Genomic DNA, 13,502 nt, shown 5'->3' on the forward strand with positions numbered 1-13,502 from the left:
CAATTGAGCAAACTATTGCGCCGCAATCACCCATAGATTCAGTAAATCAGTGAATCAGTGCTGACTCGGCATTGACGCGAGTGCGCTGTAAAATCTGCCGCGTGTGTTGAGCAATCATCCATTCTTCATGCGTTGGAATCAGCCAGGCGCTCACCGCGCTGTCTGCTTGGCTAATGCATGCAGCGCCAGCTTGATTGGCCGTTTCATCCAAATCGAGCCCCAGCCAAGCCGCCGCTTGGCAGACTCGCTGCCGAATCAGCGGTGCATGCTCGCCAATGCCAGCGGTAAAGACCAAGGCATCGATGCCGCCCATAGTGGCGGCCAGCGCGCCCAATTCGCGAGCAATCCGATATACAAATAAATCCACCGCAAACTTGGCCTGTGGTTCATCCGAATCGAGCAAGGTGCGCATATCACTCGATAGACCAGAAACGCCCAATAAACCCGATTGCTGATACAGCAGTTTTTCGATGGCGCGCACGTCCATTTTTAATTCATCAATCAGATATAGCACCACGCCGGGATCTAAATTACCGCAGCGCGTTCCCATGGGCAGGCCATCAACGGCGGTAAATCCCATGGAACTAGCCACACTTTGTCCGTCTTGAATCGCACACATACTGGCGCCATTGCCTAAATGCAGCACCACCACGCGGCGGGCCTGCGCAGCGTATTGTGGCAACACGGTCGTAATATATTCATAAGACAAACCATGAAAACCATAGCGCCGCACACCTAGCTCAGTGATCTGCTGCGGTAGCGCAAAGATTTGTTCTACCGCCGCTTGGGTGCAATGGAATGCCGTATCAAAACAAGCCACCTGCAGTAAATCAGCACGCTGGGCAAGTAAGATCGAAATTGGCTTAAGATTATGCGGCTGATGCAATGGCGCCAGCGCTGTGAGGCGACTTAAATCTTGCACAATCGCCGCATTGAGCGCCACCGGCGCGGTATAAGTCATTCCGCCATGCACCACCCGATGCCCCACCGCCACCAATTGATGCTCACCCAATTGCTCACGCAAAAATTCCGCCAAATACGCCAGAGCGCCTTCATGGCCGAGTGACTCACCATCAAGCCATTGTTTTTCACCAATCAACGCCCCTAGTGCGTCTTTCACTTTAAATCGCGGCGCAGTATAAAGGCCTTCAAGTTGTCCAGTAAGCCACACATTAAGCGCCTCTTCTTGAAGCAAAAATAGTGAGAACTTAAGGCTGGAAGAGCCGGCATTCAATACTAAAATGGCCTCGCTCATACTGCCACCGTTTGCTTTACGTTGACTCGCGGTGATTCGATCAGCGCTTGCTTTAAGCTGAGGCGCTGCGATTCGGCCACCAAAGCGGCCACCGCGCAAGACGCCAAGCGTGTCAATAAAGAATCGGCTCGGCTGGTCAAAATAATCGGCACGCGTGCACCAAGCACAATGCCAGCGGCATCGGCTCCCGCCATAAAAGTCAAACTTTTGGCCAGCATATTGCCCGACTCCAAATCTGGCGCGACCAAAATATCGGCCATACCGGCCACCGGAGAGTCAATTTTTTTGATTTGCGCCGCTTGTAGGTTGATCGCATTGTCGAGCGCCAATGGCCCATCTAAAATTCCGCCGGTGATTTGCTGGCGATCGGCCATTTTGCACAACGCCGCAGCTTCAACCGTTGATGGAATATCAGGGTTAACGGTTTCCATTGCCGATAAAATCGCCACTTTAGGCACCCCAAAACCCAAGGCATGCGCCAAATCAATGGCGTTTTGTACGATGTGTACTTTGTCTTTAAGCGTGGGCAAAATATTAATCGCCGCATCGGTAATGATGATGGCGCGATCCAAACTTGGCACATCCATAATAAATGCATGGCTAATTCGCCTTGCGGTGCGTAACCCCGTGCTGGTACGCACCACCGCCGCCATTAACTCATCGGTATGCAAACTGCCTTTCATTAGCATTCGCGCCTTACCTTGATGCACCAATTGCACTGCCGTTTCGGCTGCGGCTTGGCTATGCGCAACGTCGATGAGCGTAAAGCCCGAAATATCCAATTCAAACTCAGCGGCAACCGCCTCAATCTTGCCCCTTGGCCCGACTAAAATCGGCAGCAAAATCCCAGCTTCAGCAGCCTCAACGGCACCACGCAGCGAGCTCTCATCACAAGGATGCACCACCGCCGTGGCCACAGGGGTCAGCGCCTGACTGCGCGCGATCAGATTTTGATATTTTTCATGCGCCATTTGTAGCCTCTAGGGTCGATTGATATTGGGTTTACCCGCGGCTTTGCTGCGGATTTTGGCCTAAAGCAAGACCAAAACCGCCAACGCAAAGCCATCGCTAATTACAGTGAATGAACTGGTTTTTTTTCTACCATAAACAATGCTTCAATTTGATGTAAGCGTGCCGTTGCCACCGCGCTCATCTCTCCTGCAGCCCCTGCGATGCGCCGAATCACATCCAATGCCGCCTGCTTTTTGGCTGAATCTGCGGGCAGCATCTCCACCATGGTTGCCAACGCGCGCTCTTGATCTAAGCGCAATGAAAAATACTGCTCACGCAGCTGCTGCTTAAACTCACTCAATGGCAGCGCCTCATTTTGCGAACGAATTAAGCGCAAAGCATTAAACGATCGCTCATCCACGCCGTCCCCCGCCATGCCGATATACAGCAAGGCGCGAATCACCGCCTCACGCAAACCGCCTTCGGCCATATTGGCGTTAAAGTGAGCGATGCGCTGCTGGATAAAGGCTTGGCGCTCTGGCGTGATGGCTGAGATCGCAGGACAAGACGCCTCGGTGATGCTCAGCATCTGCTGCAATAGCGGCGAGCCATAAATCGAGATAAACAATTGCTCCATCGCGTGATCGCGCTGATCACGGTAACCATTGAGCGCGCTCATCATTTGCTCTGAGTACCACTCTTGCCATTTTAAAAATGGATTATCCGCGGCCACTGGCTGGCGATGCTGGCGAACCCACTCAGCGCATTGCGGCAAGATCGACATCAATGGATTTTGAGGCGAAAAAACTGAAGCTGGTGCAAGCGCCGCAGCGCAGGCTTTAAAGTATTGATTAATCGGGGTATTGACCGCCAATCTAACCCAAGGTTGAATCCAGCGTCGATACCCCTCTAAATTGATTTCAGACACTCGCGCCACTGTGGCAAAGCGTAGTGCGTCATCCTGATTGGGCTGAACAATCTGGCGAATATCGGTCAAAGTACGCGACTCAAATCGCACAATCCAATCGCCTTCAACCCATTCTGGATTAAGCACCTCGGCGGTTTTGGGCGTCAGAACCGCCTCGTACAAGCCCGGCGGCAACACATCAATCAGGTCAATATTGCTGGCAAACTCTTGATGCTCTTTTTTCGCCACGCTGCCTGAGACAAAAATCCCTAAATGCCCCACGTGATCGTGAACTGCATACACAATGGTTTGCCCACATAGCCGCAGCTCGTCATCACTGGCATACACATCGTTAATCCAGCCTAGCGCCTGCTGTGGCGGGGTAATGTTGTCGCCTTTGGAGCAAAAACAAATAATTGGCGAATGAATATTGCGTAAATCAATGGGCTCGCCCACTTGCGTCACAATCTGCCCGCTCGAGAGGCGATTACCGATAAACAGTTGATCGACAATCCATTGGATTTCTTCGCCATTTAAATTGACATGGCCACCCCACCATTTTTCAAACTCTAAAAAGCGCGCGCCACCATGATCGATATTGGACCAAATATCATAATTCTTGCCCCACAAGGTGTTGGCGGGATTGAGGTTTTCAAAATTCTTCACCAAATTACCGCCATCAAAAATCCCACCACCCAAATCGCTAGTAAGCGCAGTAATCCAACTGCCACCGCTTAAACCGCCGGTATAACGCATTGGATTTTCACCCTCTACGCCCGCCCAATACGACAGCGGCGCGCCAGGCACAATCACCGGGCCACATAACTCAGGTCGCGTCGCCGCCAGCATCATCACTGCCCAACCCGCTTGGCAATTACCGATAATGCACGGTTTGCCTTCGGCATCAGGATGCAGCTCAATGACTTTTTCGAGGAATTTTGCCTCGGCATGCATAATGTCTTCTATGGTTTGCCCGGGCATTGGGTCGGGCGTAAAGCCAACAAAATAACAAGGATGCCCAGCCGCCATCGCCACGCCAATTTCGCTATCGGCTTTAAAACCACCAATGCCCGGGCCATGTCCCGCACGGGGATCGACCACCACAAAGGGGCGTTTTTTGGGATCAATGACCTGCGCCGCAGTGGGCTTAACGCGAACCAATAAATAATTGACCGCAGTGGCAAAAGTGCGCGCATCCAAAACTAATTCAGCGTCAAAACTCAGCACATGCGGCACGGCCTTGGCTTGTTGCGCTTGGTTTTGTTCACTGCGCTGGCGCAGTAAATCAGCAAACAGCGCCGTTCGCTGCATCGCATCAATCCAATATTCAAGCAAGGGATTTTGCGCGTAAGGCAACTGTGGCTCGGGCGTAGCCGGCTTGGTCACGCTACTGGTCGCACGACGACGGGAACTCTGACTAGCCACTTTCGACATCTCACTACTCCACAATGATTGAATTTTTAACCGATCACGCTGCATTGAACTGGGCGAGCCCCTGCTCAAGCCATGATATTGACGCCGCCATCGATATAAATCGTCTCGCCAGTCAGGCGGCGTGCATACGGTGTTGCCAGATAAGCGCAGGTATAACCGACATCCATAATGTCAACTAACTCGCCCACGGGCGCGCGCTCTGCCGCCTCATTGAGCAATAAATCGAAGTCTTTTAGTCCAGAAGCGGCGCGGGTTTTGAGTGGTCCGGGAGAAATCGAGTGCACTCGAATCCCCTTGGGACCCAATTCATACGCGAGATAACGGCATGACGCCTCCAGTGCGGCTTTCACTGGCCCCATCACGTTATAGTTGGGCACCACTTTGCAAGCGCCGTGGTAAGTCATCGCAAAAATAGTGCCACCATCGCTCATTAAAGGCGCCGCCAATTTGGCCATACGAATCAAAGAATGCACCGAAATATCCATCGCCAGAGCAAAACCATCGGCCGAGCAATCGAGTAAACCGCCTTGGATATCTTCTTTTTTGGCCGACGCAATCGAATGCACCAAGATGTCGATCTTGCCCCATTCTTTTTCTATCCGCGCAAACAAGGCTTCTAATTCACCCGGTTTGGACACATCCAATGGTGCAAAGATCGCAGCGTTGAGGGCTTGCGCCAGTGGCTCCACATGCGGTTTGGCTTTGTCATTTAAATAAGTGATCGCCACATCCGCGCCAACGGCGCGAAAAGCCTGCGCGCAACCATAGGCAATCGAGTCTTCGTTAGCGACCCCTACCACCAGCGCCTTATAGCCAGCCAAAATAGGAGTCGGGTTTTCTATCGTCATCATTTGGTTTTCCGTCGAGTTGAATCCATCATCACACTGATCGCAGCGGCGATTTTACCCTCAAACATATTACGCCAAAATTTCTAATAAATAACACCAAAAGAAAATCTCGAGCACATTAATGATGCACCGCAACAATAAAGCCGATTAAAATGCGCCGAAGTCTCGGCGCAGGCAAAAAAAATACCGCCATATTTGGCGGTATTTTTTGCAAGCAGCGCACGCTAACACGTGGCGTAGTGAATTAAAGCAATCGGTGTTGCATCGCGATAATCGCCGCGACATTGCGCGCCACGCGATACAAATTCTCGCTCGCGCCGGCGAGAGCTTCTTCCAGCGGCATGGCTTTATGCACGCAATCAAACACCGCATCAATGCCGTATTCATGCACAATATCCACGTCTTCACGCAAGCAACCGCCAATGGCAATCACCGGCAGATTAAATTGCTTGGCCATTTGCGCCACGCCAATTGGCGTTTTACCAAAAATTGTTTGCCCATCCAAACGGCCTTCGCCAGTAATGACTAAATCAGCGTCTTGCAGTTGATCGGCCAATTTAGCGGCATCAAGCACAATATCAATCCCACGTCGCAATTGGCAGTTGAAAAACGCCAAAGCGGCAGCGCCCATGCCACCGGCAGCACCCGCACCGGCAATCATCTCCACATCACGGCCAACTTGTTCACGAATCACCTGAGCAAACCGCGCCAATGCCGCGTCCAAGGTCTGCACCATTTCCGGCGTAGCGCCTTTTTGCGGGCCAAAAATACTCGATGCGCCATTCTCTCCAGTCAATGGATTATCCACATCGCACGCCACTTCAAACTGGCATTGGGCCAAACGCGGATCGAGCAAACTTAAATCAATCGTTGCCAAATGCGCCAAACTCGCGCCGCCCGCTGGCAAGGCTTGGCCTTGTGCATTTAAAAATTGGGCGCCCAAAGCGCGCATCATGCCCGCACCGCCATCATTGGTCGCCGAGCCACCAATGGCCAAAATAAAGCGCCGAGCGCCGGCATCTAATGCCGCCCGAATTAATTGCCCGGTTCCTTTGCTGGAGGTAATTAAAGGATTTCGCTGCGCAGCTGGCACCAAGGCCAAACCACTGGCGGCAGCCATTTCGATCACGGCAGTGATGCCATCCCCCATCAAACCCCAAGTGGCATTCACCGGCTCACCCAAAGGACCATGCACCGTGCATTGATGGCGACTACCGTTGGATGAATCAATCAGCGCATCCAACGTACCCTCACCGCCATCGGCAACTGGAATTTCAATCAATTCAACATCGGGTAATTGCGAGCGAAAAGCTTGAGCAATAATCTGCGCTACCGCTTGGGCGCTGAGCGTTTCTTTAAATGAATCCGGGGCAATGACAATTTTACGCATTTCAATTTCTCCACAGCGCCGCACCCGACGCCGTATCTGTTACTTCAACTTAGTCTCAATAAATACGATGGGTATAACCATGCAAGGCTTATTCAGCATTAACCTAGATTAAATACCCCATAAATTAATGTCGCAGTGATGGTGATACCCATACCAATGGCGGCTTCATACGGAATCATTTTGAGACGCTCTTTCATTTGCATGCCCACAGCACCAGCCGTGGAATGGAAGAAGCTACCGTGTGGCAAACTATCCAATACCGTCGCCCCTGAGTGAATCATCACCGCAGAACCCAAAGGCGCTACGCCTAAAGTGGTCAGCGTAGCGGCAAAGACTTGCGAAGCCACTGCCGTACCTGCTGTAGTGGATGCGGTCGCCATCGACATCAAAATACCCGCCACTGGCGCCAACACATAGGCTGGCAAGCCAAGGTTGGCAATGCCATCAATCAACACCGTTTTGAGTTCAGAATTAGCGACAATCCCGGCCAAAGTGCCCGTACCAAGCAGCATCACCGCCACCGGCAACATTCTTTGCAAACCAGCCGTGCTGAACTGATTTAATTGGCGAATTTTGCCCATCGCCAAAGTACCAGCAATCCCGCCCACCGGTAGCGCAATCAATGGATCTACTTTGATATCAAATAAAGGCCGTAAAGCCAGCAAACCAATGGCCACACTCGGCGCCACGATGGCGGCGCCAAAACTTGGCAGCACTTTATTGTGATCTTTGTCGTGCACTTCGCTGGCGTGCACCGCAGAACCAAAATTGCTTAAACGACGCGCCAATAGATAGGCGACTAATAAACCCACCAAGCCTGGAATCACCCCACCCATCATGACCGAGGTCAGCGATTGGTGAAAAGCATCGGCCGCAGCAATGGTATTGGGATTGGGCGACATCACATTGCCGGCCTTACCGCCACCGATCATCGCGAGTAACACCGCAAAACGCGAAATATTGGCTCGTTCTGCAATCAATAAGGCAATCGGTGCCACGGTAATCACCGCCACATCCACAAACACCCCAACCGAAGTCAGAATCATGGTCGCGACTGCCAACGCCAATAAAGCGCGCACTTCGCCCAATTTACCGACGATGGTATCGGCAATTCGCGCCGCGCCACCCGACTCGATCAGCACGCCGGCCAACACCCCGGCCGCCAAAATCCGCAATACCGCAGGAATAATATTTTTAGCGCCGCCCATCATTAATTCGACGGTTTGCACCAAATCAGCGCCGCCAATCAGCCCGCCGATCAGTGCACCGGCGACCATGCCGTAAGTCGGCGAAACTTTTTTTAGGATCAGGCCAATGGCCACGGCCAAGGCGACAATCGCGCCCAGTGTGCTGACTAATTCCACAATAAGACTCCTTAAATCGGATGTAGCGCTTCAATAAGGACTACATTTTCTGCCGATTTAAAACCGAAGTCATTGTGAAAACGCCCCAATATTAAATCAATTTATTATCAATTTTTGGGCGTTTTAACAATTACGGCGTTAACCCTGCGGTTTTTCATCGCAATTTGCAGCAACGATTACTTTCGCAGCAGCACGTAGCCATGGCGTCAGCAAGGCGCTTTAAGCGATTTAATGCGGTAACTGATCCAATTGCACGGCGATATACAGCTGCATTCGCTCTTCTAATTTATCCAAATTTAACTGCGTTAATTCAGCGATTTTTTGCAAGCGATAATCCAGTGTATTGCGGTGAATATGTAAAGCAGCAGCGGTTTGCGCGTAATGTAAATCGTGCTCAAACCAGCGCAGCAAGGTGTGATAGAGCAACTGATCTTTATCATGCTCAGCCAAGCGGCTCACTGGCAGGCGAAATAATTCGGCTTGCCAGCCACTGGCCAAAGGCGACAATAAAACCGGCAAGCGGCGCTGTTCAAACGCTTGCAGTAAAGGGCGCTTGGCTTGCGGCTGCAATAAGGTGGCTCGCGCAGTTTGATACGACAAAGCAATGCTGCCGTCCTGACTAAAATAATGCCCAAGCGCGGCATGAATATGCGCCACGCCATCGCGCTGGATATCTTCTAACCAACGATGTAATTCCAAACTTAAAGCGCTGGCATCCCACTGGCCGCGCCGATCCAGTGCGGGGTAGAGCACGACAAATTCATTTAAAGAGCGCCGCGCCGTTAACTGCCCGCGCCGATCTTGACTCAAACGCCGTTGCAATATTTGTAATGCCTCTAGCCCCGACTCTTCATTTAATGCCATGCCACTGGTTTGTATCACCAGCGCTACCCGCGGTTTCTGCAAATCCACATCCAAGCGCGCCGCCCATTGCTGCAAAGGCTCGTCCGGTGCGCTGGTGCGCTCAATCAGCTGCAACACCAGCTCTTCACTCATGCGGCTATCACGCTCAATGGTTTGCAGTAATTGCCGCTGATCAAGCATCATTTCCGCAGTCATGCGCACCAATTCACCAAATTGACGCACCTCATCGGGCTGGCCAGTAATGCCAATCGCACCAATCACTTTGCCATCGTGATGCAGCGGCAGATTCACCCCCGGGCGCACGCCCTGCAGTCGATTGACCGCCAGCTCGTCAATTTCAACTGTTCGCTCCTGACTAATCGCTAATACCGCGCCTTCATGTCGCTCGCCTAAACGCATTGGGTCGCCACTGCCCAAAATAATGCCCTGCTCATCCATCACATTGATGTTTTGCGGCAAAATCGACATGGTTCTTTGCACAATCGATTGCGCTAACAACACAGAAAGTAAAGACATGCTGGTTCTCGTTTACCGTTGAATTTCATACGCACTTGATAACACGAACGCCAGTCACTGTCTTACCAGCGCATCAGCAAAGTTAAAAAAATAGCGCCCTATTGGGCGCTATTGAGTGAATCACAGTGCGGCGTACAGACTTATTTGCGAAAACTGTCTTCGGTCCTAAGCGATGCGTCATAACCCCAAATCGCCGTTTCCTTATCCAGCCCCATCGCTTGCGCATGAATGCCTTGAATCACAAACAGCTCATGCGCCACATTGGGGGTAAAGCCTTCTCGATCACAGCGCGAGTCAAATAAGATCTCGTCCAAAAAATTCGCTAATTCCGGACTGCCCCATAAAAGGGTGATTTTTTCGATAATGCGCGGATATTGCGCGATCAATAAGTGCGGCAAGTTATTCTCGCCAATATATTCGGCCAACTGGGCTTGCAGTTTGTTATCCATTACGATGCTCCAAAAGCTGGTCTATTTCAGCTATAGACCAGCGCTTGGCAATCAGCAAAAAACGCCGCTGAACAACAACACTGCGCCGACTTACGGCAAGGATTTTGTACTGCAGTATTTAGCAAAGTCTGCTTGTAAGATTTGTTGTTTGTCTTTCATTCTTTGCACTGCATACGGCTGATTCGGCCCACCCAAACGGCGCTGAATCAAACGCTGCTCTTGCGTAATTTTGGCGCAACGCTGCGCCTCGAGCGCACGTAATTTATCTGGATCACCTTGGTAATATTGTTGAGCTGGCGCCAAGCTAGCGAGCCATAACACGCTACTGAACAAAACAAACTTCATCATGCAGATTGATTTCCAATGAATAATAACGACGACGTAGCCAACTGTCCGAGCCGCGCGGCGATGTCTGCCGATAATATCGGCCAATGCCGATCTGCCATTTGCCGTACTGGCACGCAAGCGGCCAAACTATTACACATAAATACCGCATCAGCGGCATACAGTTGAGACAAACTGATTTTGCGCTCAACAATGGGTATTTCATTGCAAGCAACATCATTTAACAGGATGGAACGATATACCCCAGATACACCGGATTCATTTAATATTGGCGTGCACCAAACACCATCGATCAAAGCAAATAAATTGCTCATCACGCCCTCCACCACCCAGCCATCTCGATCGAGCATAACCCCATCGAACACCGCCGGATCGGACCATTCTTGCCGCGCCAATACGTTTTCTAAACGATTCAGATGCTTAATCCCCGCCAACGCCGGTTGCCAGCTAGCCCGAGTCGCGCACAAAACCAGTTTGGCGCCCTCAAGATATAAATGCTCAGCATACGCAGGCAAGGCCGCCAATTGCACAATCCGATTGGGCTTCATATCAGCCGGTAGTGCATAACCTCGCGCCGACTCACCGCGCGTGATGATGATTTTTAAGCTGTGATCTACCGGCGCAAGCTGGGCGATATCGGCCAATAGTGTCGCCTCGCTGGGGGCCGTAATGCCAATGCGCGCGCAGTCCTGAACTAATTTAGCGTATTGCTGCGGCCAAAACTCCAGCTGCCCCGCACGCACTTTGAGTGTGCGAAATACGCCATCACCAAACTGAATCGCCCTATCACTTAAATTTAAATGCTCGGCCAAAACGCCATTCACTAAACGCATCGTGATCTTCCTGCTGGCAACGCCGTCATCCTGCTACACCCAGGGCGCGTAATAAACCACGCGCTTTATGCCGCGTTTCTTGCAATTCACGCTCAGCATCAGAATCGGCCACAATGCCGGCGCCAGCGCGGAAATACAGCTGGTCGGCGCGTTGCACAAAGGTGCGAATTAAAATATTGCTGTCCATACTGCCATCGCGATTGATGTAACCCAAGCTGCCGGTGTAGGCCAAGCGCGGCCGATCTTCGAGCTCGCGAATAATCTGCATGCAGCGCACTTTGGGGCAGCCGGTAATGGTGCCGCCCGGAAACAAAGCACGCAGCACGTCGGCGGTATTGAGGCCAGATCGCAATACCGCGCGGATATTCGATTCAATGTGATGCACAAAAGAATACGTTGCCACCGCCATTAATTCATCGACATGCACCGTGCCCGGTACGGCGATTCGCCCCAAATCATTGCGCTCTAAATCGACCAACATAATGTGCTCGGCGCGCTCTTTGGGGGTATTTAATAATCGTTGTTTAAGTTTTTCGTCTTCGATCGGATCGGTCGATCGGGCAAAGGTCCCAGCAATAGGCCGCGTTTGTACAATGCCGTCTTTGACTTGCACCAAGCGCTCAGGTGATGAGCTGATGATTTGTCCGGCGTCGCCCAAATCTAAATACGCGGAAAACGGTGCCGGATTGGCGGTGCGTAATGCCGCATAAACATCGGTGGCCTGTCCTTGCGCCAACGTGACATCCCAACCACGCGATAAATTCACCTGAAACACATCGCCATCGATAATATATTGCTTGGCGCGCTCAGCGCCGGCGATAAATTGCTGTGGTTCATCTTCCGAAATCGCCGCCACCACCACCGCTTGCGGCTGCCACACAGGCGCTTGCGCCAGCAAAGCTTGCAGTTGCGCTAAATCATGCTCGGTTTCAGCGAGCAAGGTCGCGGTTTGCGTTTCACGGTGCAGCAAGACCGCAGCTGGGCAACGAATTAAAGCGCCCAAAGGAAAATCAGCATACTGCCCAAGGGTACGTGTCGCGACACTAGGCTCAAAAATCTCTAGCAGCTCATACCCCGCATAAAAAAACCAGCCACCATGAAATGGCAACTCAGATTTTATGCTCGGGCCTTGTGGTAAAGCGGCTAAATCACGCACTAAAGCCGCGCCTTCATCGGCGCCATAGCAGCGGATTTCGCTCGGCAAGGCAAATAAAATATCCCAACCTTGCGTTTGCGATGATTGCAATAGCGCAGGAAAATGCGCACGAGAATACGCCAACAAACCGGCTAAATCCGGAGCTTGTGGCAATCTATGGGTAAAATAGTTAAATTCTGACATGGCGCTATTGTAACAAGAGCCCAGCGCACTCACACCACCGAGAACCCTGATGCCAAAACTTTTACTGATAATTTTATGCAGCTTGATCAGCAGCGCCTACGCCGAAATCACGCCAGTACGCAGTGTGCCGCAGCTGGATGTGGCGCGTTATCTGGGCACTTGGCATGAAATCGCACGATTTCCAATGTATTTTCAAAATCAATGCGTCGGTGAGGTAACGGCCAATTACACGCTGCAAGACAATGGCGATATCCAAGTGATTAACCGCTGCCGCACCGCCAATGGTGATTTCGAGCAAGCCAAAGGCCGCGCCCAAGTCGTCGCTAACACCGGTAATGCCCAATTAAAAGTCAGCTTTTTTTGGCCGTTTAAGAGTGACTACTGGGTGATTGGCCTTGATCCTGATTATCGCTGGGCGGTGGTTGGCAATCCTAATCGCAAATATTTATGGATTTTATCGCGTACGCCAACCTTGAGCCCGGCCGACTTGGCGCTGGCCAAAGCCAGCGCTGTGGCGCAAGGCTATTCACTCCAGCAACTTATTCCAAGCGATCCAGCCAGCGTTCAGCCATAAAAAAATCACCGCGCTGATTAAGCTGCGGTGATTTTTTGATTCATCAATCACGCCAATGGCGATTTTCTTTGGCTGATTTATTTGTAGTAAGCGCGGCGAATTTCACGTTTTGCTTCGCGCTTTTCTTGGCGCACTTCGCGGTCGGCTTTGCGTGTTGCTTGGCGAACTTCACGGCGTCCTTCGCGAATCGCTTGGCGACGCTCTTGTGGATTTTTGGCGCTATAAAAATCACGCGCTGCTTCGCGACGCTCGCTCATCACTTCACGCGCACCTTCAATTTTGGCTTGGCGAACTTCACGCGTGCCTTCACGCATCTCGTGTCCTACGCTGCTGGCCATCGCTGCTGTGCTGGAAATAGCAAAAAGTACTGTTAGCAAAAGTCGTTTCATGATGAATTCCTTAGATCAATTTAAGCCGGAGAGTGCTTTTGCAC

General features: G+C 51.5%; 13 protein-coding genes. 1 reads left to right on the forward strand and 12 read right to left on the reverse strand.

What is annotated here, in order from left to right; all coding sequences use genetic code 11:
• Window positions 1-46: 46 nt before the first annotated feature.
• From K4H25_RS15100 to K4H25_RS15150, 11 genes are all read right to left on the reverse strand, one after another.
• Window positions 47-1,255, reverse strand: coding sequence for an acetate/propionate family kinase (locus tag K4H25_RS15100; protein ID WP_221021228.1), 1,209 nt, complete (start codon window positions 1,253-1,255; stop codon window positions 47-49).
• Complete coding sequence (locus K4H25_RS15105; RefSeq protein ID WP_221021229.1) at window positions 1,252-2,226, reverse strand: phosphate acetyltransferase; 975 nt, start codon at window positions 2,224-2,226, stop codon at window positions 1,252-1,254. Before K4H25_RS15105 ends, K4H25_RS15100 begins: the two co-directional genes overlap by 4 nt.
• A 101-nt stretch (window positions 2,227-2,327) precedes the next feature.
• On the reverse strand, window positions 2,328-4,547 hold the full coding sequence (locus tag K4H25_RS15110) for a DUF3141 domain-containing protein (protein WP_221021230.1): 2,220 nt from the start codon (window positions 4,545-4,547) through the stop codon (window positions 2,328-2,330).
• Window positions 4,548-4,612: 65 nt separating this feature from the next.
• A complete protein-coding gene (fabI, locus tag K4H25_RS15115) occupies window positions 4,613-5,398 on the reverse strand; it encodes an enoyl-ACP reductase FabI (RefSeq protein ID WP_221021231.1) in 786 nt (261 codons plus the stop codon).
• Window positions 5,399-5,639: 241 nt separating this feature from the next.
• Window positions 5,640-6,785: a glycerate kinase gene (locus K4H25_RS15120; protein ID WP_221021232.1), complete on the reverse strand. Its 1,146-nt coding sequence runs from the start codon at window positions 6,783-6,785 to the stop codon at window positions 5,640-5,642.
• A 98-nt stretch (window positions 6,786-6,883) separates the two neighbouring features.
• Window positions 6,884-8,149: a GntP family permease gene (locus K4H25_RS15125; protein ID WP_255587754.1), complete on the reverse strand. Its 1,266-nt coding sequence runs from the start codon at window positions 8,147-8,149 to the stop codon at window positions 6,884-6,886.
• Between the two features lie 228 nt (window positions 8,150-8,377).
• Entirely contained in the window at window positions 8,378-9,529 is a 1,152-nt protein-coding gene (locus K4H25_RS15130) for a sugar diacid recognition domain-containing protein (protein WP_221021233.1), read from the reverse strand.
• A 140-nt stretch (window positions 9,530-9,669) separates the two neighbouring features.
• Window positions 9,670-9,978 carry a hypothetical protein gene (locus tag K4H25_RS15135; protein WP_221021234.1) on the reverse strand — a complete coding sequence of 103 codons (309 nt, stop codon included), beginning with the start codon at window positions 9,976-9,978 and terminating at the stop codon, window positions 9,670-9,672.
• 90 nt (window positions 9,979-10,068) lie between these two features.
• Window positions 10,069-10,326 (reverse strand): hypothetical protein, encoded by a 258-nt coding sequence (locus K4H25_RS15140; protein ID WP_221021235.1) that lies wholly within the window; start codon window positions 10,324-10,326, stop codon window positions 10,069-10,071.
• Window positions 10,323-11,156 (reverse strand): aminodeoxychorismate lyase, encoded by an 834-nt coding sequence (gene pabC / locus K4H25_RS15145; protein WP_221021236.1) that lies wholly within the window; start codon window positions 11,154-11,156, stop codon window positions 10,323-10,325. Before pabC ends, K4H25_RS15140 begins: the two co-directional genes overlap by 4 nt.
• Window positions 11,157-11,181: 25 nt before the next feature.
• Window positions 11,182-12,495 carry an aminodeoxychorismate synthase component I gene (locus K4H25_RS15150; RefSeq protein ID WP_221021237.1) on the reverse strand — a complete coding sequence of 438 codons (1,314 nt, stop codon included), beginning with the start codon at window positions 12,493-12,495 and terminating at the stop codon, window positions 11,182-11,184.
• 49 nt (window positions 12,496-12,544) lie between these two features.
• On the opposite strand from K4H25_RS15150, the gene K4H25_RS15155 reads away from it, so the two are divergent.
• Window positions 12,545-13,069: a lipocalin family protein gene (locus K4H25_RS15155; RefSeq protein WP_221021238.1), complete on the forward strand. Its 525-nt coding sequence runs from the start codon at window positions 12,545-12,547 to the stop codon at window positions 13,067-13,069.
• 77 nt (window positions 13,070-13,146) lie between these two features.
• On the opposite strand, the gene K4H25_RS15160 is transcribed toward K4H25_RS15155, so the two are convergent.
• A complete protein-coding gene (locus K4H25_RS15160; protein WP_221021239.1) occupies window positions 13,147-13,458 on the reverse strand; it encodes a hypothetical protein in 312 nt (103 codons plus the stop codon).
• Window positions 13,459-13,502 lie beyond the last annotated feature (44 nt).

This window comes from Deefgea piscis, assembly GCF_019665785.1.
Classification (GTDB): Bacteria; Pseudomonadota; Gammaproteobacteria; order Burkholderiales; family Chitinibacteraceae; genus Deefgea.